We start from the raw sequence: 19037 nt of genomic DNA on the forward strand, positions 1-19037 counted from the left end.
GCTGCCGCCGCCCGCGCCAATCTCGATCATATGGATCGACTGGATCTTCAGCGGGAAACCGCTGCCCTTTCTGAATCGTTCGTAGCGCGCGACTTCGAGTTCGTTCGCGATCATCGGCTGGCCGTTCGGGATCAGGCACAGCTTCGCGGTCGTGCCACCCATGTCGAACGACAGCACGCTGTGCTCGCCCGCCGTGCGTGCATAGTCGGCCGCCGCGACGGCGCCCGCAGCAGGACCTGATTCGATCAGGCGCACCGGCACGCGTGCGGCAGTCGAACTAGGCACCACACCGCCGCTCGATGTCATCCACAACAGTTGACCCGTGACACCGCGCTTGGACAGCTCGCGTTCGAGGTGATCCACGTGGCGCACCATCAGCGGTTGCGTATAGGCGTTGGCGACCGTGGTCGACGCGCGATCGAACTCACGCACCTCGGGGCAGACCGACGACGACAGCGAAACGGAAATGTCACCGGCAACGCTTGCAAACAGCTCACCAATGCGCTGCTCGTGCTGCGGATACTTGTACGCGTGCAGCAGGCACACCGCGACCGACCGAATCCCGGCCTCGCGCAGATGGGCGGCGATCGCACGCACCTTGTCCTCGTCGAGCGGAGTGATGATTTCGCCATCGGCGGTAATCCGTTCGTGCGCGCCGAAGCAGAGGTTGCGCGGCACCAGCGGCTCGGGGTACTGGATCTTCAGGTCGTACAGGTCGTAGCGGCCTTCGGTGCGAATTCGCAGCATGTCCTGGAAACCGTCGGTGGTAATGAACGCCGTCTCGACGCCTCGACGCTCAAGTACGGCGTTGGTCACTACCGTTGTCGCGCCGAGTATCTGCGGCGCGCTTGCCTGGCCGTTGCCGGCATGCACACGCGCCAGCAATTCGTCGATCCCCTGCAGCACCGCGCGCGCCGGGTCGTCCGGCGTACTAAGGACCTTGTGCAGCAGGATCGTCCCGTCGTCGCTGGCCATTGCGAAGTCGGTGAACGTACCTCCGGTGTCAAATGCGAGCTTCATAATCTCTGTTTCCTCAATCGTGTCGCCCATGCGGGCCTTGACTACAAAAAGATCTGGATGCGCGTTCGCGTCACAACGCAGGCTTGCCGTTCATCGGTATGTTCCCTGGCGGAGAGACCACCCCCTCGGCATGCGCATGGCCGTGCCCGGTCATGAAAAGGTCGCCCAGCTGGGCCTGGCTCAGCGCGTCAGACGGGCTGTCCCAGATCACCTTGCCGAGACGCAGTACCACCGCTCGCTCAGCGGTTTCCAACGCCTTTCGCGTGTTCTGCTCCACCAGCAGAATGGTCCGTCCACCCTTGTGAAGGCGCTTCAGTTCGTTGAAGACGAGCGCAACCGCCTGGGGCGACAACCCGACCGACGGTTCATCTACCAGCAGGATCTGAGGCCGGCGCAGCACCGCCATTGCCATTTCAAGCAGTTGCTGTTCGCCGCCGGAGAGGTTGCCGGCGTATTGATCGCGACGCTCGCGCAGCACCGGAAACAAGTCGTAGACGTATTCGCGCTCGGCACGCGTCTCTGAATCGCGCACCGTGCAGGCGGCCATCTCGAGGTTTTCGTCGACCGACATCAGCGGAAAGTTGCACCGCCCCTGCGGCACATAAGCGATGCCTTGCGACAGAAACGACTTCGGACGCTTGCCCGCCAGCTCATGATCCTTCCAGCGAATCGAGCCGCCCTTGTGAGTCGTCATGCCGAACAAGGTCTTCAGCAAGGTCGACTTGCCGGCCCCGTTCGGGCCAAGCAGCGTGACAAACTCGCCGTGCCTGATGCGCAGATCCACGCCGTGCAGGATTTCCAGATGGCCGTAGCCTGCACGCAGGCCTTCAATTTCGAGCATCATTGCCGTCACACTCCCAGGTAAGCTTCGATGACCTGCGGGTTGCGCACGATCGACTCCGGCTCGCCTTCCGCGAGCTTCGTGCCTTGGTGCAGCACGATCACGCGGTGCGACAGGTCCATCAGCACATCGGTGTTGTGTTCTATAACAACGAAGGTCACGCCAAGACGGCGGTTCGCGTCGCGTATGCTCTCGATCACCTTCTCGATCAGCACCGGGTTGATACCCGCAAGCGGTTCGTCGAGCAGGATCAGTTCCGGCTCGGGCATGAGCATCAGGGCGAACTGCAGCAACTTCTGCTGGCCACCGGACATGTTCCCGGCGGGCAGGTGCGCGACACGCTGCAGCCCCGCTATCTCGATCAGCTCGCCCGCCCGCTCACGCAAGCGCCGCACACGGCGCGACGCGCCCGGCCCGATGGAAAAAGTCGACAACAGCCCGGGAAAACTCGACATCTGTCCCGCGAGCACCAGGTTCTCTTCTGCATTCAGGCTGTGGAACACCACGGTCTTCTGAAAGCTGCGCACGAGGCGCCCTTCGCGGCTTATACGGTTCATCGACCAGCCCGTGATGTCGTGGCCGTTCAGGACCACCTTGCCGCTGTCGCTGCGCTGCAAGCCTGTGCAGCAGTCGAACAGCGTCGACTTGCCCGAACCGTTCGGACCGATCAGGCCGCACACTTCGCCGCGCCGGATATTAAAGTCCACGCCCTGCAACGCGGGTACGCCGCCGTAGCGTTTGCGCAGACCCTCGACACTGAGGATCGTGTCCTGATTAGCGGCCATCGGAAGGTCCTCCCTGTGCGCGAAAGCGAATCCGCGCGATGCGTTCGAGTGCGCGATCGAGGAGCGGCGCCAGGCCGTGGGGGAAGCAGAACACCAGCAGCAGCAACACAAAGCCGTAGATGATCATGCGCAGCTCGGGCGTGACGCGCAGTGCTTCCGACAATGCGACGAACAGCAGGCTGCCGATCACCGCGCCGGGCACCCGCCCCACCCCGCCGCCGAGCACGATGACGAGGACCGTGGTGGAGTAATACATCTGGAAGACCAGCGGACTCACCACCGTCATGTAATGTGCGTACAAGCTTCCGCCGACGCCGGCAAACAGCGCGCTCAGCATGAAGACCGCCAGCTTGTACGCCCAGGTCGGCACGCCGAGGGACTCCGCCAGCACCTCGTTGTCGCGGATCGCGACCATGCAGCGACCGGCGGGCGACTTGACCAGTGCATAGAATCCGAGCGTGGCAACGATCGCGACGACCAGCGCGAGATAGTAGTAGTCGGGAATCGTGCTGATGGTGAGCACGGCGTTGCCGATCTGGAACTTCGGTTGCGGCACGCCGGAGAGTCCCATATCACCGCGCGTCATGCCGATCCAGTTCTTCGCCACGGTTTGCGCGATGACCACGAAGCCCAGTGTGCACATCACGAACGAATAGGTCCGCAGGCGCAGCGCCGGAATGCCGAGCGGCAGCGCAATCGCGGCGGCAATCACGCCGCTCGCCACCAGGTTGAACGCAAACGACGTGCCGAAGTGCAGTGACAGCAGTGCGGAGACATACGCGCCGACGCCGAAGAAAACGCCCTGTGCGAGCGACAGCATTCCCGTGTACCCGAGTATCAGGTTCAGTCCATGCGCCGGCAGCAGGAAAATCATCGCGATGATCAGCGCGTGCAGGTAGTAGCCGCCGAGCACGAGCGGAGCCAGCCCCAGGGCGACGACAACTGCCCCAGCGCCGGTCCAGCGCAGGGCTGGCAGATGGCGTGCAACAGGCGTCAATGTATCGAGAGTGGTAGACATGATTAGCGATCCATTAGATGAACCCGGACGTGCTGGCATCCGGTTGTGGCATCGTGCCAATGAGCAGACCGGAAGAGGAAGCAGAAGGAGCGGACCATGATCAGAAGCGCGCCTTCGGACTGAAGAGACCCGTGGGCCGGCACATCAGCATCAGCAGGAGCGCGATGAAACCGACGCTGTCGCGGTATTGCAGGCCAATCGAACCGGCGACCAGGCTTTCGGCGACACCGAGCATCCAGCCGGCGAACAGCGTGCCGCGCACATTGCCCATCCCGCCCATCACGATCACGGCAAAGGTCTTCAACGTGATCGACTCGCCCATGCCTCCGTACAAGCTGACGTTGATCGGTCCGGTCAACGCACCTGACAATGCTGCGAGCGCCGTACCGAGCACGAAGGTGCGTCGCACGACCTTCTCAACGTCGATACCGATGATCTGGCAGCACTCGGGGTTCTGCGACACCGCCCGGATCGACTTGCCCATGTGCGTGCTGCGGACCATCCATTCGAGCCCACCGAACATCACCAGCGCCGCGCCGACCAGCACGATGCGTTGCTGCGCCATGCCGATGCCAAGAAACTCGACCGGGTCGAGCCAGCCGCCTGGAAACATCTTGTAGCCGCCACCGAACGCGAGAATCACGGCGTTCTGCAGGATCAGCGAGATGCCGAGCGTAGCCAGCACGCCCGACTGGAACGGCGCGTTGACCAGGCGCTGCATCACCAGGCGCCCGATCAGCGCGGCGATCGCGGCGCTGATGGCAACCGAGAGTACGATCGCCGTGCCATAGTCGATGCCGAGCTTCGAGATCACATACCAGGCCGCGAAGGTGCCCACCATGTAGTACTCGCCGTGCGCAAAATTGATCGCCCGCAGCACACCGAAGATCATCGTCATCCCCGCGGCAATCAGGGCGTAGACGGAACCGGCGACGATCCCGTTGACGATTTGTTCCACTATGAAAAGGCCCATGGCCGAGTACTCCAGAAAGGGGTTCAGTGCGCCGAATAGTCGACACGGGAGGACAGCACGCCCTTGTTCACCGCCTTGCCGCCCACCACCTCGAGCAGCACGATCGGCACGACCGCCTGCTGGTGATCGTCGAACGTGACGGGACCCATCACGCTGTCGTAGCGGATCTTGGCGAGCGCGGCCCGCACATCCGCCGTCTTCGCGCTGCCGGCATTGCTGATTGCATCGGCGAGCAGATGCACGCTCTCCCAGTGCGTGTAGGCGTGGACATTGGGTAAGTCGCCATAGGCCTTTTTATAATCGTCGACGAACTTGAGACTTCGCGGGTCCGACCACGATGGCAACCACGCCACCGTCTCTATCGCGCCATTCATGACGTCCGGCGCGGCGGCGATCGTGCTGGGGTTGGTGAACTCGGCGTTGCCAACGAGCTCGATCTTGCCGCCGAGCGCCATCTCATGCATCTGCCTCGCGACGATGGGCGTGGTGTCAGCCAGGCCATACATGAGGATCGCCTGCGCGCCGGAATACTTGATCTTGCTCAAGACCGGACGGAAGTCCGTCTCCGTCTCCTTGTAATAGTCCTCGCTGACGATCTGCGCCTTGTAGCGCTGCAGATACTTTTTTGTGAACGTAATCGCGCCACGGCCGAAATCGGTATCGACAGAGAGCACGGCGAATTTCGTATAGCCTTTCTTGGCCGCATACTCTAGCGCTGCCGCGGCCCGGGACTCGTCGGTAGGATAGTTGCGAAACGTCCACTTGTAACCGCCCACTCCGGCCCGGTACGTAATTTCCGGATTCGACGACGCCGCGTTCAGCAAAAGCACGCCCGCCTGCTCGACAACGGGCTGCATTGCCAGCGTGACGGAGCTGCACACGTCGCCGATGATGATCGACACGTTGTCGAAGCGGATCATCCGCTGCGTGGCGGACACACCCTCGGCCGGCACACATTGACTATCGCCCTGCACCAGATCCAGCTTCTTTCCGAGCACGCCTCCCGCGGCATTGACCTCGTTCACCGCCAGCGCGGCCCCCTTCAGCGCGTATGCGCCATAACGGGAATTAGCCCCGCTCTGCGGGCTCACGACACCAATCTTGATCATATTGCCGTCCTGCGCGGAAACGCTCGCAGTAAAGGACAGGCCCGTCACGCTCAGCACCGCGACACACGCCATATTGCGCAGCCTGCGCGCTACCGGTTTACATCTCATAGGGATTCTCCGTGGGGCATGAGTTCGTGTTGAAATCAAAGGTACATAGGTCAAAAAGCACGGACCAATATGTAATGGTGCTTCCGCCATAAAGGTTCGTGATGGGGCGTGTGGGGGCGTGTATGCCGCGCCGCAACAGCGACGTTGACCGTGAAAGCAAGGGAACTGGGCAATAAACCGGACACGCGCGAAATCGGAGCAGGGAAAGACGGTGGGGAAAGAGGACTAGAAAAGACAGCGGGAAAAGCACGAAGAGCCGCTAGAGCGTACGGCGCGAGGCGACCACTGGCCGCCCCGTGCGGGGTGCTGCACAAGAACGGCGCGCAGCCTAACGATGGGGATAATCGACCTTCGAGTACATCGCGCCCTTGATCATGGGTTTGCCGTCGACGTCCTCGACGAGCACCATCGGCAAAACGGCCTGCTGGTGATCGTCGAATGTGACCGTCCCCATCACGCTCTCATATCGGATCTGCGTCAGCGCGCGACGGATCTTGTCATTGTCGACGCTTCCCGCTTCCTGGGCAGCTCGTGCAAGAAGATGAAGCGATTCCCAGGGCGAATAGGCCTGGACGCTTGGGACCTCGCCGGCATAAGCCTTCTTGTAATCATCGACGAATTGGCGGCTACGCGGGTTCTGCCATTCGGGCAACCACGCGGCTACCTCGACTGCACCGTTCATCACACGCGGCGCAGCGGCAATCGTCGCAGCGGTAGTGAACTCCCCATTGCCCACCAGCCCGACCTTGCCGCCCAGACCCATCTCGAACATCTGCCGCGCGATGATCGGCGTTGTATCCGCCTGCCCGTACATGATGACGGCCTGCGCACCGGAGTATTTGATCTTGGTGAGCACGGGCCGAAAATCAGTTTCCGTTTCCTTGTAATAGTCTTCGCTGAGAATCTGCGCGGGATATCGGGGCAGATACTTTTTGGTGAATGCGATGGCCCCCCGGCCATAGTCGGAGTCGACCGACAGTACGGCAAATTTCGTATAGTGTTTTTTCTCTACCGCGTACTGCAGCGCGATAGCCGCACGAAGCTCATCGGTCGGATAGTTCCGGAATGTCCACTTGAAACCGCCTACACCGGCCCTGTACGTGATTTCCGGATTAGACGACGCGGCATTCATCAGAAGAACATGCGCCGCTTCCACAACCGGCTGCATGGCGAGCGTGACCGAACTGCACACGTCGCCGATGATCATCGATACGTGATCGAATCTGATCAACCTCTGCGCGGCCGACACGCCTTCAGAAGGCGCACACTGGCTGTCGCCGCTCACCAGCTCGATTTTCCGTCCAAGTATGCCGCCCCCTGCATTGATCTCGTCCGCAGCCAGCCGGGCGCCCTTCCAGGCGAACGCGCCATACCTGGAATTGGCGCCGCTCTGGGGACTGACGATACCGACCTTGATCGTCCCGCTTTCCCGCTGACCGTCTTGTGCAACAGCATTCGACGAGGCGATGAGACCCCAGGTCGCGATAGTCGCGAGAGCAGCCGCGGCGGGTAGTCTGGCACGAGGTCGTTGTATCACCGATTCTCCATTGAGTGGTTTGCCTTCGGTAGTCAAAATACCGACGTCAAAAAACCGCCGCAAATAAGAGATCGCGATCAGGCTATCGTGTTTCGTGATACCGAAGAAGCCGGTTGATCAAAGCAGCGCTGTCTTTCAATCTAAAGGTCCAGCACCAGTTGCCGCCTCAGCGCTAGCGATACGCACGCGGTCAAATATTCCCAGCTCTGCTTATCACCGAGAATGCAATCATAGTGTTCTACTTAACCCGATAGATACCACACCTTGCGTGTGCATCACAATCCGGCCCGCCAGGAGGTTTCGATCGCTACGCCGGCTTCCTCGAGAGCATCGGCAATGTTCTGGCTGCTCACCACTCGTACGGGTGGCATAGTTCCGACAGGTTAAAGCGGTGTCACGTTGTTGAAGATCGTGCGAGCGAAATCGTTAAATAGGCATTCCTAAATTATATAGAAAAGCGGTCTAGCATTGGATTTCCGGTCACGGTTTCCCACGCCGGTTCTAATGCCAGATGGCGCCCGCATGATCGGTCACCGTCGCAGCCTGCCTGTCGGGCAGCAGGCTGAGGATCGGCGCCGCGATGATCGACGTGTAGGTGAAGGGCGGTTTGATCCAGTAGCCGGCGATAATCCAGGCGCGGGCCGTCCAGACGCCGCGCATAGAGCGCGAAGATCTGGTAGAACACATAGACAGTCAGATACCAGCCGAGAAAATTGACGAACCGCACGCCGAAATAGCTGCCTCCGTCACGCCAAATCCAGTTACCTGGTGATCGTCGACATCATCGGATCGATGCTCAGATCCCAGCTCACCATGATGAAGCTTGCAATGACCGGCGTCTGGACCACCAGCGCGCCGCGTAGCCTGCCGGAGCCGTCGCCTAGAATCGCCCGCGCGAGCGTCCACTACAGGTATCCCACGCCGAAATATGCAAGGCCAATCAGCAGCGGCACCAGGAGCAGCTTCGGGCCCATCGTGTCGGTGTAGTGATATGAGCCGAACGGAAAGCCAGTGAGGATGCTCAGATTCTCAAACGCGTTGCTGATACCCAGGCAGATCACGATGAACAACAGGATGCCGCGCCAGCCGTAGGTCGACGCGCCGTGCAGCAAGCCGAACAGGAGCAGCGACAGCGCGAACATCGCGCCTCCGACCGCCTGGGGCAGGTGCAACAGCACGGATGCGACGTGGGAGCACACGCTGGCGACCGCCAGAACCCAGAGCGCGGGCGAGATCCACTGGGCGTCGAGCGCACGCCGTGTGGTTTGCGAGGCACTCATGCGAATTGCCCCGAGTAGCCGAATTCCTTGCGGTAGCGCGGAATGAACAGTTCGCGCCCCTTGATCAGCGCGGTGGGCCATTTGCCGACCAGCAAGCCATGGCGCGTGACCGGCAGCACACTTGCCCCGTCGCGCGGGCCGAGCGGCACCAGGATGCCCCGTGATGACCACGGAACATAGGCGGGTAGCGATTGGGGCGATTCGCCGGCAAGCGTGGCCGCAATGATTTTCGCGAGCCACGGCACCTGGCGCGTGATGGCGACGATCGTCATGGGGTCGCCCGTGGCGGCGGCATCGCCGAGTGCGAACAGGCGTCGCGCACCCGCAGGCCGCAGCCACGCGTCAACCGCGACGCGGCCTTGTGCGTCGAAGCTGGCAGTGGGCATCCGGCGAAATACGGCGGTGATCGGTCGCGCGCCGAGCGCTGGAAAGATGAGCTGGTCTTCGGCAGCGTCAGGTGTACTCGACAGCGTGCCGAGATAGGGGGAATCGGTCGCGTCCAGGGACTCAACCCGAGTGCCCAGATGGATATCCACGCCTTTGGCACGCAGTTGCGCCTCGAGCGACCCGGCCAGCTTCGCCGAATAGCCCGGCATCAGTGCAGGCGCGCCGGACACGAGCGTTACGCGCTTGCGCGGATGCGCCGAAGCGATCTCGCCGGCCAACTCGACACCCACCGCACCGCCGCCGACGATCGCGACGCGATCTGCCGCGAGCAGGCTTGCATGGGCGGCCTTTACGCTGTCCTCGAACGCCCGCGTACCATGCAAGGTGGGCTTGAACGGCCTCGCATAATGCGAACCGGTCGCGACAATTACGATATCTCCCTCGATTGTCGCACCATCCGCCAGCGTGACGCCGCCGTCGAACGCGCTCGAGACAATACCTTGCCGGACCCGGCCGCGTCGTAGCAAACGATCATAGGGAATCACGATTCGTGCGAGCAGCGACGGGTCGACCACGCTGCGGATCGCCGCGACGTTATGGACGAAATGGTCGCGCGCCTCGACGACGCAAACTTCCGCGAGCTTGTCGAGCAACCTGGCGAGGTTCGCACCGGCATAGCCGCCCCCTACGATGATTACTCTTTTCATCATGCCCTCATTTACTCCGCTTTCCGGTCGGAAAGTGAAGGCGATGATATACTTTCCGTTTGGAAAGTCAACTTTCCCGTTTCACGAGCACTGAAGGTCAACAGCATGAACTCTTCCAAGCTGGGCAATGCGTCCGACGGCCGCTCCCGCATCCTGGCCGCGGCGCTTGACGTTTTCGCCACCTCGGGATTCGAGGGATCGAGCCTGCGGCAGATCGCCAGCCATGCCGGCGAAATGCATCAGTTGGTCGTCTATCACTTCAAGACGAAAGACGCACTGTGGCGTGAGGTCGTCAGGTCGATTTTTGACGAGAGCACGCAGGAACGAAGCGTTGCGGACTGGGCGGAAAAAGCGGTCACGGAAGAACCGGGTAAGGTGCTGCGCGAGATGTTTCATGCGTTCGCCATGTTCACTGCGCAGCATCCGGAATTTCATCGATTGCTGTCGTTCGAAGGACAGGCAAACAGCGACCGGTTCGACTGGCTGATCGAAACCTATATCCGTCCGTATTACGAGATTTCCACGCGGGCGATTCAGGCGGGGCAGCAGGCGGGCGTGGTGCGCGCCGGCGATCCCGGGCAGCTTCACTACGCGGTAATCGGCGTCATCACGACCAGCATCGTGTTCGCGAACGAGTACAGCCGGATGACTGGCCTGGATCCGCGCGCGCCCGAGGAGGTCGAGAAAATCGTGAACCTTGTGTGCGATCTCTTAGGGTTGCCGAATTAGCTGATTTTGACTGGCACAGCGTTTATGGACCTCCGTTGTCCCCGAAGGTCATCCGCATCTGCGCTTTGCCACAGCACCTTGAACTGGCGGCGAAGCGCACCCCTTCCTGAAATAATCGCAACACGTCGCTACCCAAGTAACGTCAGCGGTTTTCCTGCTCCCTGAGCCGCTTGCGGTGAGCGGCAACCTTCGCGCGGTTACCGCAGATCGCCATGCTGCACCACCGGCGGGCGTGGCCACGCGTGTGATCGGCAAACATCAACGTGCATCTGGGGCCTTCGCACGCTTTCACGTGCGTGAAGTCCTCCTCACAGACGAGTCTGGCCAGCGCTTCGGCGATCGGCATCAGCAACGACGCTGCTGACTGCCAGCGTCGGTTCGCGCGAAGTTCAAAGCTCGTCACGCCATCCGCGATATTCGTGACGATTTCACCGTGCTGCTGATCCCGCTCAAGCAGTTGATTCAAGAGTTCGATCTCACGCAGATCTTTGGCGACCAGCGGCCCCCCCTTCCTCTTCCGGACAAATCCCCTGAACCACTCGCGCAGATCGCGTGCCCGCGCCGCAACGTCCTCGAGTTCGGCAGCCGTGGACCGGATACGTATTTCTTCGAGCGCTGCGCCGGGCACCAGCTGCGCCTGTTCCAACCAGGCAAGCAGGCCTTCCCCGTCGCTGATCCAGTCGACCTCCTCATCCACCGGCGTCGCGACCGAGTTCAGGAAATCCAGGCCAGGCGCATCGGCGACGAATATCGCGGGGATCTGACGGTAGTCCATATCTCATGACGAATGTGAAGTGACGATGAATATATGGTAACCACTAAAAATGCCCTTGACAAGTTACACATCTCGTTTGTAACCTTTAAAAACAGATTTATACGGTTACAGAGTACGCGGCACGGTGTGCGTGCATCACAAGCAGCATCCACATTCTTCAAAGGAGCGAGAAATGTCTATTGGCAACGTGAGCGCGGTGCTTGTGCACGGCGCGTGGGCAGATGGCTCAAGCTGGAGCAAGGTCATCGAAGGTCTGAAGGCACACGGCATCAATGCAGTCGCGGCGCCGTTGCCGCTTAGCTCTTTGCATGACGACGTGGCCGCCCTCGATAGAACGCTGGAACGCATCGAAGGTCCGGTTGTGCTCGCCGGGCATGCTTACGCCGGCGCCGTGATCGGCTCGACGCACGCCGACAACATCAAGGCTTTGGTCTACGTAGCGGCGCTTGCGCCGGCCGTTGGCGAAACTGTGGGCGATGTGTTCTACCGTGGCGAAGCGCATCCGCTGGCGCCCAAGCTGTCACCGGATCGTCATGGCCTGATATGGCTGCCTGAGGAGGCATTCGCGGCGGCGTTCGCACAGCACGCGTCGGCGCAGGAGCTGACAGTGCTCGGCGCGGTTCAACGTCCCATTTCGGCTTCGTGCATTGGCGAAGCGGTCGGGCGCCCACTCTGGAAGGATCGGCCGAGCTGGTTCCTGATCACCGAGCAGGACCGGATGATCAGTCCCGACACGCAACATTTCATGGCACAGCGCATGAACGCGCGCGTGCATTCACACCAGGTCGATCACACACCCATCGTCACGGCCGCTGACGCCGTAATCAGCGTGATCGTCGAAGCGGTCCAAGCAGTCTCGGTTCATTAGGAATGCCTTCAACCTGTCACGCCGACAGGCGCTCGCCGCCTGCCATTTCCAGTAGCTCGTTTATACCCAATCCGGAGTGAAACCCATGTCCTCTTCCTCTATTTCCTATCGTTACGCTGACGTAGACCGAGTCAAGGTGTTCTATCGCGAAGCGGGCCGTTCGAGCGCGCCGAAACTGCTGCTCCTCCACGGCTTTCCGAGTTCGAGCCACATGTTTCGCGACCTGATTCCCAAGCTCGCCGAGCGCTTTCATATCGTCGCTCCCGATCTGCCTGGGTTCGGCCAGTCGGACATGCCGGGCCGCGATACCTTTGCCTACACGTTCGACAACATCGCCAACGTTATTGAGCGCTTCACTGAGCAGATCGGTTTCGATCGGTTTGCCATGTACGTGTTCGACTACGGCGCGCCGACGGGCTTTCGACTTGCGCTCAGGCATCCCGAGCGGATCGCCGCGATCATCTCGCAGAACGGCAACGCTTACGAAGAGGGTTTGAGCGAAGGCTGGAATCCGATCCGCGCCTATTGGCAAGATCCTTCACGCGCCAATCGTGACGCACTTCGCGAGTTGCTCACGCACGAGACGACCGCATGGCAGTACACGCATGGCGTACCGGACACGGCCTCGGTGTCGCCAGACGGCTACTCACTTGACGACTTTTACCTGAGCCGGCCGGATGCGGACGAGGTCCAGCTCGATCTGTTCGGCGACTACCGAAGCAACGTCGCGTTGTATCCCGCATTTCAGCAGTATTTCCGCACCCACCAGCCGCCTCTTCTTGCCGTGTGGGGGAAGAACGATCCGTTCTTCCTGCCCGCTGGCGCCGAGGCATTCAGGCGCGACCTGCCGGATGCGGAGGTTCGTTTCTTCGACACCGGCCACTTCGCGCTAGAAACGCATGCGGCAGAGATCGCCGCGGCCATTTCCGGATTCCTTATTCGCTGACATGCGCGCTGACATGCGGATGCCCTGTCGGCGTCAACAACGGCGTCTGCAAACTGAAGGAGAAAGGTCATGTCCAGGAAGGTAGCAATCGTTACGGGCGCGAGCCAGGGTATCGGCCGCTCAACCGCCATCAGGTTAGCGCGAGACTTTGGCTCGGTCGTACTCGTTGCGCGCAGTCGCGAGAATCTCGACCAGACTGCTGACGAGGTAAAAAAGGCCGGTGCCGAGCCTCTGACCATCGATCTCGACCTGTCTCGCCCGGAGGCCGCACAGGAAGTCGTCGACCAGACGCTGTCGGCGTTCGGGCAGATCGATGCGTTGCTCAACATCGCGGGCGCGGTGCCGCAGATCGACGTCTTCGAGATGACCGACGATCAATGGGACCGTGGCCTCGCGTTGAAGCTGCACGGCGCACGGCGATTGACAGTCGCGGCGTGGCAATCGTTGAAGAAATCGTCAGGATCGGTGGTGCTGATGTCGGGCAACTCGGCGCTGTTTCCCAAAGCACCCTACGCGGCCGTGGGCACGATCAACGCGGCGATTGTGGCACTGGCGAAAGCCTTCTCGGATCGGGGGATTGCAGACGGTGTGCAGGTCAACAGCGTGCTGCCCGGCCCGGTAATGACGGGTCGGCGGCAATCCTATCTGGAACATTGGGCACCGCTGCACAACATGACTGTCGAAGAAGCGACGGCGAGGTTCCCTCTTGAAGCGGGGATCGCCCGGTACGGCACGCCCGAGGAGATTGCCGAGCTGATGGCGTTCATCGTGTCGCCTGCGGCTCACTGGATGACGGGCTCGACGTTGAGGATGGACGGCGGAGAGGTCAAGTCGATCTGAATCGGACGATAAGACCATCAACCCGACCGTCCTCTGCCAAGCCGGAAGCGGACACGCCCAGCGGGTCTGGCGTGACTGCTTCCGAACTGGGGCCCTTGCGTTCACGTTGCAAGCTCGCTAATCGGTGGCTCCGCTCATAGTTCAGCGCGGATTTTTCGAATGTTCATCTACCGGAAGTCGCCCCGGAGAGCCCCGGTTAGCGCGCACCGGAACGCTTGTCGCGCAGCCCGGATTCGTTTCGGGGCAAGCCGAGCGTTGCCTCCAATCCCCCGCCCTCTCGATTCTTCAGCACCAGCTTTCCCCCATGCGCCATCGCGATGTTCTGGGCAATGCTCAAGCCAAGTCCTGAACCACCGGTTGCCTTGTTCCTCGATTCCTCAACGCGATAGAACGGCTCGAACACCCGATCGAGGTGCTCTGCAGGAATGCCCGGCCCGTCGTCACTCACGACAATCTCCAGCAGGCTGTTCGAGTCCCGCACCGAGATCCGCGCCCGCTCGCCATAGAGCAGCGCATTCTCTACCAGGTTCGATAGACATCGCTTAAGCCCTCGCGCGTATCCGGGCAACGGCGCGAGCGCGGTGCCGACGATCGACACTTCCCCACCTGCTTCCATCGCGTCCGATTGCACCACGTCGAGGAGCGCGTTGATATCGATCGGCCGCACCGGCTCATGCACCTCGATACCGCGCATGAATTCAAGCGTTTCGTTAGCGAGTGCTTCCATCTCGCGCAGGTCGTCGCGAAACCGCTGTTTCACGTCGTCGTCATGGAGCAGCTCCGCTCGCAACCTGAGGCGCGTGATGGGCGACTTCAAGTCGTGAGAAACAGCGGCCAATATCCGGGTTCGCTCGCTTATATAGTCGAGCAGCTTCTTCTGCAGATTATTCAATGCCTGGATCGCGGCTCGCAGTTCAAGCGGACCGGCGATGGTCAGCGGCAAGCGGTTGATGTTTTGCGCGAGATCGTCGGCCGCAGCGGCAAAAGCCTCCAATGGCCGGACCGCCATCTTGATGAGACAGGCGAGCACAAACGTAATGACGACGACAGGCACGATCCAGCGGTAATACGCCGTCCAGGGCGAGACCACGAAACCGCCCTCGCCCTCTTCACAATCGATTTTCAGCCACCGCCCATTGCGCATCCGGACCTGCACGGAAAACGCGCCGCGTTGCCACTGCAGGTTGTTCATCGTGAACAGCGCATCCTTCGGCTTGGGCGCCTCGAAAAGATAGGCCCTGAGCACATTGATGGGTGGTGGCTCAGCAATGAAATTGGAGCGAATAGCCTCTGCAAGCAGCCGTCGCGGCCGCGAGTCGACTTGTGAATCAGCTTGTGAATCGGACTGTGACTCGGCTGGGGTTGCCGGCACACCATCGAGCCACGACAGCTTCAGGCTCTTGCCGTTCAACGCTTGAATCGTCCGGTCTGTGTCCGAGGCCGGAACGTTGTTGATGACTTGGACAGCCTCGCCGATCCGCGCGCCCGCGAGACGAGCTGGCAACTCCAGCAGTATCCTGCTGCGTTCATTGCGCCACCCGACGTATTCGATCCCCGACCAGATCATTAGCCCGAACATGACAATCAGGATGATTCGTCCCGACAGCGTGCGCGGAGAGATAAACGTCATGGGTTGCACCTGACGCTAACGGCCAGCAGATAACCTTCGCTACGGACGGTCTTGATGATCTGCGGTTCACGCGCGTCTTCAAGGAGGCGTTGACGCAACCGGCTGACCCGTACGTCGACAGCGCGATCGAACGGATCGGCTTCCTTGCCCATTAGCAAGCTGGTCAACTGATCGCGGTTCAATACGCGATTCGGATGGTCCAGGAACACGCGCAGCAACTGATATTCGGAGCCGCTCAACGCGATCACGACGCCTGTAGGCGACGTCAATTGGCGTGCCACGGTATCAAGCTGCCAACCCGCGAATTCGATGCTTTGAATACCCTCGTCCCGCATGTGCCTGGGTCTGCCCTGTGTGCGGCGAAGAACGGCTTTTATGCGCACAAGCAGTTCACGGGGATCAAACGGTTTGGGCAGGTAGTCATCAGCGCCCATTTCCATGCCGACAATCCTGTCGATCAATCCGCCTCGTGACGTGAGCATGATGATGGGTATGTCCGAGCGAGAACGCAGTTCGCGGCATAAAACCAAACCGTCCCTGCCCGGCATCATCAGGTCGAGTACGACCAGGTCGATGACCGACCGCTCTATGACCTGGAGCAGATCCTTCCCATCGGCCGCCACACGAGCCACATAGCCGCTCTGAGTCAGATAGTCCGATAAAAGGCGGCGAATCTCCGGGTCGTCGTCGACGATCAGAATAGTCTCTTGACGTTCCATATAAAGCTGCAGTGCCCTTGAAAAAACCGGCCATCGATCCCCGCTGGCCGGACGCGAGTTTGTTTATACCGTGGCCTCGCCCTGACACGAGCGCCGTTTGTAACGTAGTGTTGCGAGACGCCCTGCCGCAAACCAAGGTTACAAACCTCTCCCGTTTGAACATATTCCGCTTACATCCCGACGCTTAACTCTGTCCCGTGCATCCCCCGCCGAAAACGAAAGGCGCCGGGCAGTCGGCTGCTTCGATTCAATCCATCTCCTCCCGGCGCATGCCGCGTCCTTGACTGAGCTCATGCGCCCACCGTTCCTATCGCTTACGGAAAACCGAATGCGCTACCTGAGAAAACCTGGCCCCCGCCACTTGCTGCTGTCGATCGCCATGTTCTTGCCGCTTTCCAACGCCATGGCTGACACAGATGCCCCCGCCGCGCCAGACCCGTCACAGAATGATAAATGGCATTTCACTGTCGGTGCGGGCGTCTTCAGCGAACCCAAGTATCCGGGCGCCAGCGACCGGAAATTCCAACCGGTGCCGCTCTTGGGCGCGAGCTACGGCCGCTATTTCATCGGCGCGTCGCCTGATGCGGAGACCCCCTTGGGGCTGGGCGCCTATCTGTATCGCGACAGTCACTGGCGCGTGGGCGCAGTGGTCTCTTATGACTTCATCAAACCCCGCAAGGAGTCCGACGATTCACACTTGCGCGGTCTCGGCGACATTGACCGGACCGCTCACGCAAGCGTGTTCGTCAATTACACGCTGGCCTGGCTGACGGCACGAAGCAGCGTCTCGACCGACATTGGCGGCAAGCACCAAGGTACAACCGCAACAGTGGATCTGGAAGCGAAATATTCGCCCATTGAACGGCTCACGTTGACTGCGGGTCCTGGGCTGACATGGGCGAGCAGCCAGTATGAACAGACCTTCTATGGCGTGACCGCCGCGCAAAGCGCGTTATCCGGGCTGCGCCAATACAGTCCGAAGTCCGGCATTTCGTCGGTGAGATTTTCGGTCGGAGCGAGTTATAGACTGACCGATCATTGGAACGTCGGCACCCGCGTGACCGCCTCGAATTTGCGAGGCGATGCGGGGAACAGCCCCGTGGTCGAGAAGAAAGACCAGATTTTCTATGGGGCGTTTGCGAGCTATCGATTCTGACCGTTGAGCCGCAAATAGGGATCCGGGACGCTTGTGCGCAATGCCGGGTCCCGAGCAATGCGAGCGAGTTGAAGTACACGTCCGCCCGGGACAAAATAAAATTCAATATTTTCAATAACTCATATACATTCCAACGCTGCTCGGCAAGACGATTCCGGGGACGACATCGGCGGGTGTCATATCTTCGCCACGTGTGACAGTTACGGTGCAATACCTACACGAATAATGTCCCCACGATGTCGTCGACGTCCGAGCACGGCCGCGAAAAGCGAGACGCTGCGTTCAAGGCAGCCCAGATCAGTGTCCTGTTAAACGCGGCTTTGATGACGATGCAGATTGCCATCGGCTGGCTGGCTTACTCAGAAGGTTTGCTGGCCGACGGCGTTCATACACTGGCAGACCTGGCCGCAGATGGGATGGTGCTAGCCGTCTTGCGCCTCAGCGCTACAGCGGCACACCGGAGCATCAACGATCAATACGATCGCTACGAAACCATAGGATCACTACTGATTTCCTTCCTGTTGATCGCGACGGGAATGGAGACGCTGTGGAGCAGTCTTGTGCACGCGACCAACGTGACTAATATGACTAACGTGGCTGGCGCTTCAAGCGTCCATGCTAGCGCGCTGGTCGTCGCGGTGTTTGTGATCACCGCCAAAGAGGGGTTGTTTCGATACATCATGTCGGTGGCTCAACGCACCCGTTCAACCATTCTGGTCGCAAGCGCCTGGCACGCACGCTCGGATGCGATCTCCGCGCTTATCGCCGCGGCCGGCATTCTGGGCAGCATGGCCGGTGTGGCGATATCGGATCGTCTGGCTGCGGCGGTCATCGGTGTGATGATTGCGCGGATGGGCTTTAACCTCGGCTGGAAAACCTTCAAAGATTCCTTCGACCGAACCGCTAGCGAAACAGCGGGGCAATAAACCTTCCCTTCCAAATAGCCGGAGCGGCGGCATCGCAAGCCATGCGCCGGTACTCCCACGCAATGAGCCGCTACTCTCTTCATGCTCGCGGCTATCATGTCGTTGTATTGAAGGTCGAGTGTTCCTACGGCGAGGGATTGCTCAATCACTTCGTACCTCACTTCGTATCTTTCACCCGGCGCGCAGGCTCATAATCAAGCTCGCAGTCGAGATCTTTTACCACTTACAAGGAGCACGCCGATATGACTATAAACGGGGTAAGCGACGTCGAATTCCCGGTGCAAAAACAACTTGAAGCTTATAACGATCGGAATATAGAGGCCTTCATGCAGTGGTGGGCCGACGACTGTGAATACTACGAGTTCCCGTCGCGATTGTTAGCTAGCGGTGCAACCGAGGTCCGCGAACGCCACGTCGCCCGCTTCAGTGAGACCAATCTTTCCGGCAAGCTCATTGCGCGTATATCGGTTGGCAACATGGTGGTCGACCAGGAGGTGGTGACTCGCACGTTTCCAGACGGTCCCGGCGAAATCGATGTGGTCGCCATCTACGAAATAGGAAACGGAAAAATAGAGAAGGCGTGGTTCAAGATGGGGACGCCCAGGTTGCATGCTGCCAAGACGCAGTAAATGCGCGGGCGCTCAGGCCGCCCTCGTCGGGTCGCGAAAATCCTTAAGGAATTT

General features: G+C 60.4%; 20 protein-coding genes. 7 read left to right on the forward strand and 13 right to left on the reverse strand.

From position 1 onward, the window contains the following. The 10 genes from EOS_RS40880 to EOS_RS40920 form a co-directional block, all read right to left on the reverse strand. Positions 1-1020: hydantoinase/oxoprolinase N-terminal domain-containing protein (locus EOS_RS40880; RefSeq protein WP_200908761.1), on the reverse strand; the 1020-nt coding region annotated here is incomplete at its 3' end. A gap of 70 nt (positions 1021-1090) precedes the next feature. Then, complete coding sequence (locus tag EOS_RS40885) at positions 1091-1864, reverse strand: branched-chain amino acid ABC transporter ATP-binding protein (RefSeq protein WP_082163721.1); 774 nt, start codon at positions 1862-1864, stop codon at positions 1091-1093. Positions 1865-1869: 5 nt separating this feature from the next. Next, complete coding sequence (locus tag EOS_RS40890; RefSeq protein WP_047897940.1) at positions 1870-2646, reverse strand: ABC transporter ATP-binding protein; 777 nt, start codon at positions 2644-2646, stop codon at positions 1870-1872. After that, entirely contained in the window at positions 2636-3664 is a 1029-nt protein-coding gene (locus tag EOS_RS40895; protein WP_047897941.1) for a branched-chain amino acid ABC transporter permease, read from the reverse strand. Before EOS_RS40895 ends, EOS_RS40890 begins: the two co-directional genes overlap by 11 nt. A gap of 100 nt (positions 3665-3764) precedes the next feature. Beyond that, positions 3765-4637: a branched-chain amino acid ABC transporter permease gene (locus EOS_RS40900; RefSeq protein ID WP_047897942.1), complete on the reverse strand. Its 873-nt coding sequence runs from the start codon at positions 4635-4637 to the stop codon at positions 3765-3767. Positions 4638-4660: 23 nt separating this feature from the next. Continuing rightward, positions 4661-5854 (reverse strand): ABC transporter substrate-binding protein, encoded by a 1194-nt coding sequence (locus tag EOS_RS40905; RefSeq protein WP_053064239.1) that lies wholly within the window; start codon positions 5852-5854, stop codon positions 4661-4663. 328 nt (positions 5855-6182) lie between these two features. Further along, on the reverse strand, positions 6183-7391 hold the full coding sequence (locus EOS_RS40910; RefSeq protein ID WP_053064249.1) for an ABC transporter substrate-binding protein: 1209 nt from the start codon (positions 7389-7391) through the stop codon (positions 6183-6185). Positions 7392-7892: 501 nt separating this feature from the next. Further along, positions 7893-8051 (reverse strand): hypothetical protein, encoded by a 159-nt coding sequence (locus tag EOS_RS48600; RefSeq protein ID WP_235443127.1) that lies wholly within the window; start codon positions 8049-8051, stop codon positions 7893-7895. A gap of 245 nt (positions 8052-8296) precedes the next feature. Next, a complete protein-coding gene (locus tag EOS_RS40915) occupies positions 8297-8671 on the reverse strand; it encodes a carotenoid biosynthesis protein (protein ID WP_047897943.1) in 375 nt (124 codons plus the stop codon). Then, a complete protein-coding gene (locus EOS_RS40920) occupies positions 8668-9768 on the reverse strand; it encodes an NAD(P)/FAD-dependent oxidoreductase (RefSeq protein WP_047897944.1) in 1101 nt (366 codons plus the stop codon). The genes EOS_RS40915 and EOS_RS40920 overlap by 4 nt, the downstream gene beginning before the upstream one ends. Positions 9769-9870: 102 nt before the next feature. On the opposite strand from EOS_RS40920, the gene EOS_RS40925 reads away from it, so the two are divergent. Continuing rightward, positions 9871-10494 carry a TetR/AcrR family transcriptional regulator gene (locus EOS_RS40925; protein ID WP_047897945.1) on the forward strand — a complete coding sequence of 208 codons (624 nt, stop codon included), beginning with the start codon at positions 9871-9873 and terminating at the stop codon, positions 10492-10494. A 142-nt stretch (positions 10495-10636) separates the two neighbouring features. Here EOS_RS40925 and EOS_RS40930 read toward each other — a convergent pair whose 3' ends face one another. Beyond that, positions 10637-11269: a CGNR zinc finger domain-containing protein gene (locus tag EOS_RS40930; RefSeq protein ID WP_047897946.1), complete on the reverse strand. Its 633-nt coding sequence runs from the start codon at positions 11267-11269 to the stop codon at positions 10637-10639. Between the two features lie 172 nt (positions 11270-11441). Between EOS_RS40930 and EOS_RS40935 the strand changes: the two genes are divergently transcribed. The 3 genes from EOS_RS40935 (at position 11442) to EOS_RS40945 (ending at position 13923) form a co-directional block, all read left to right on the forward strand. Next, positions 11442-12137, forward strand: coding sequence for an alpha/beta fold hydrolase (locus EOS_RS40935; RefSeq protein WP_047897947.1), 696 nt, complete (start codon positions 11442-11444; stop codon positions 12135-12137). Positions 12138-12222: 85 nt separating this feature from the next. After that, positions 12223-13083 (forward strand): alpha/beta fold hydrolase, encoded by an 861-nt coding sequence (locus EOS_RS40940; RefSeq protein WP_047897948.1) that lies wholly within the window; start codon positions 12223-12225, stop codon positions 13081-13083. Between the two features lie 69 nt (positions 13084-13152). Beyond that, entirely contained in the window at positions 13153-13923 is a 771-nt protein-coding gene (locus EOS_RS40945; RefSeq protein ID WP_047897949.1) for an SDR family oxidoreductase, read from the forward strand. Positions 13924-14119: 196 nt separating this feature from the next. On the opposite strand, the gene EOS_RS40950 is transcribed toward EOS_RS40945, so the two are convergent. Both EOS_RS40950 and EOS_RS40955 read right to left on the reverse strand, forming a co-directional pair. Beyond that, on the reverse strand, positions 14120-15553 hold the full coding sequence (locus tag EOS_RS40950) for a sensor histidine kinase (RefSeq protein WP_047897950.1): 1434 nt from the start codon (positions 15551-15553) through the stop codon (positions 14120-14122). Beyond that, a complete protein-coding gene (locus EOS_RS40955; RefSeq protein ID WP_047897951.1) occupies positions 15550-16272 on the reverse strand; it encodes a response regulator in 723 nt (240 codons plus the stop codon). Before EOS_RS40955 ends, EOS_RS40950 begins: the two co-directional genes overlap by 4 nt. 328 nt (positions 16273-16600) lie before the next feature. Here EOS_RS40955 and EOS_RS40960 point away from each other — a divergent pair, with 328 nt between their 5' ends. From EOS_RS40960 to EOS_RS40970, 3 genes are all read left to right on the forward strand, one after another. Next, positions 16601-17428 (forward strand): MipA/OmpV family protein, encoded by an 828-nt coding sequence (locus EOS_RS40960; protein ID WP_053064240.1) that lies wholly within the window; start codon positions 16601-16603, stop codon positions 17426-17428. A 236-nt stretch (positions 17429-17664) separates the two neighbouring features. Next, complete coding sequence (locus EOS_RS40965) at positions 17665-18354, forward strand: cation diffusion facilitator family transporter (RefSeq protein ID WP_053064241.1); 690 nt, start codon at positions 17665-17667, stop codon at positions 18352-18354. Positions 18355-18596: 242 nt separating this feature from the next. Next, complete coding sequence (locus EOS_RS40970) at positions 18597-18983, forward strand: nuclear transport factor 2 family protein (protein ID WP_047897952.1); 387 nt, start codon at positions 18597-18599, stop codon at positions 18981-18983. The last annotated feature ends 54 nt before the right edge of the window (positions 18984-19037 follow it).

The organism is Caballeronia mineralivorans PML1(12) (assembly GCF_001028175.1).
Taxonomy (GTDB): Bacteria; Pseudomonadota; Gammaproteobacteria; order Burkholderiales; family Burkholderiaceae; genus Caballeronia; species Caballeronia mineralivorans.

What these genes read in the sequence shown, in the direction of transcription:
- EOS_RS40885 (WP_082163721.1), bottom strand. Translation starts at nt 1,864, where the DNA reads ATGATGCTCGAAATTGAAGGCCTGCGTGCAGGCTACGGCCATCTGGAA.
- EOS_RS40890 (WP_047897940.1), bottom strand. Translation starts at nt 2,646, where the DNA reads ATGGCCGCTAATCAGGACACGATCCTCAGTGTCGAGGGTCTGCGCAAA.
- EOS_RS40895 (WP_047897941.1), bottom strand. Translation starts at nt 3,664, where the DNA reads ATGTCTACCACTCTCGATACATTGACGCCTGTTGCACGCCATCTGCCA.
- EOS_RS40900 (WP_047897942.1), bottom strand. Translation starts at nt 4,637, where the DNA reads ATGGGCCTTTTCATAGTGGAACAAATCGTCAACGGGATCGTCGCCGGT.
- EOS_RS40905 (WP_053064239.1), bottom strand. Translation starts at nt 5,854, where the DNA reads ATGAGATGTAAACCGGTAGCGCGCAGGCTGCGCAATATGGCGTGTGTC.
- EOS_RS48600 (WP_235443127.1), bottom strand. Translation starts at nt 8,051, where the DNA reads ATGCGCGGCGTCTGGACGGCCCGCGCCTGGATTATCGCCGGCTACTGG.
- EOS_RS40915 (WP_047897943.1), bottom strand. Translation starts at nt 8,671, where the DNA reads ATGAGTGCCTCGCAAACCACACGGCGTGCGCTCGACGCCCAGTGGATC.
- EOS_RS40920 (WP_047897944.1), bottom strand. Translation starts at nt 9,768, where the DNA reads ATGATGAAAAGAGTAATCATCGTAGGGGGCGGCTATGCCGGTGCGAAC.
- EOS_RS40925 (WP_047897945.1), top strand. Translation starts at nt 9,871, where the DNA reads ATGAACTCTTCCAAGCTGGGCAATGCGTCCGACGGCCGCTCCCGCATC.
- EOS_RS40930 (WP_047897946.1), bottom strand. Translation starts at nt 11,269, where the DNA reads ATGGACTACCGTCAGATCCCCGCGATATTCGTCGCCGATGCGCCTGGC.
- EOS_RS40935 (WP_047897947.1), top strand. Translation starts at nt 11,442, where the DNA reads ATGTCTATTGGCAACGTGAGCGCGGTGCTTGTGCACGGCGCGTGGGCA.
- EOS_RS40940 (WP_047897948.1), top strand. Translation starts at nt 12,223, where the DNA reads ATGTCCTCTTCCTCTATTTCCTATCGTTACGCTGACGTAGACCGAGTC.
- EOS_RS40945 (WP_047897949.1), top strand. Translation starts at nt 13,153, where the DNA reads ATGTCCAGGAAGGTAGCAATCGTTACGGGCGCGAGCCAGGGTATCGGC.
- EOS_RS40950 (WP_047897950.1), bottom strand. Translation starts at nt 15,553, where the DNA reads ATGACGTTTATCTCTCCGCGCACGCTGTCGGGACGAATCATCCTGATT.
- EOS_RS40955 (WP_047897951.1), bottom strand. Translation starts at nt 16,272, where the DNA reads ATGGAACGTCAAGAGACTATTCTGATCGTCGACGACGACCCGGAGATT.
- EOS_RS40960 (WP_053064240.1), top strand. Translation starts at nt 16,601, where the DNA reads ATGCGCTACCTGAGAAAACCTGGCCCCCGCCACTTGCTGCTGTCGATC.
- EOS_RS40965 (WP_053064241.1), top strand. Translation starts at nt 17,665, where the DNA reads ATGTCGTCGACGTCCGAGCACGGCCGCGAAAAGCGAGACGCTGCGTTC.
- EOS_RS40970 (WP_047897952.1), top strand. Translation starts at nt 18,597, where the DNA reads ATGACTATAAACGGGGTAAGCGACGTCGAATTCCCGGTGCAAAAACAA.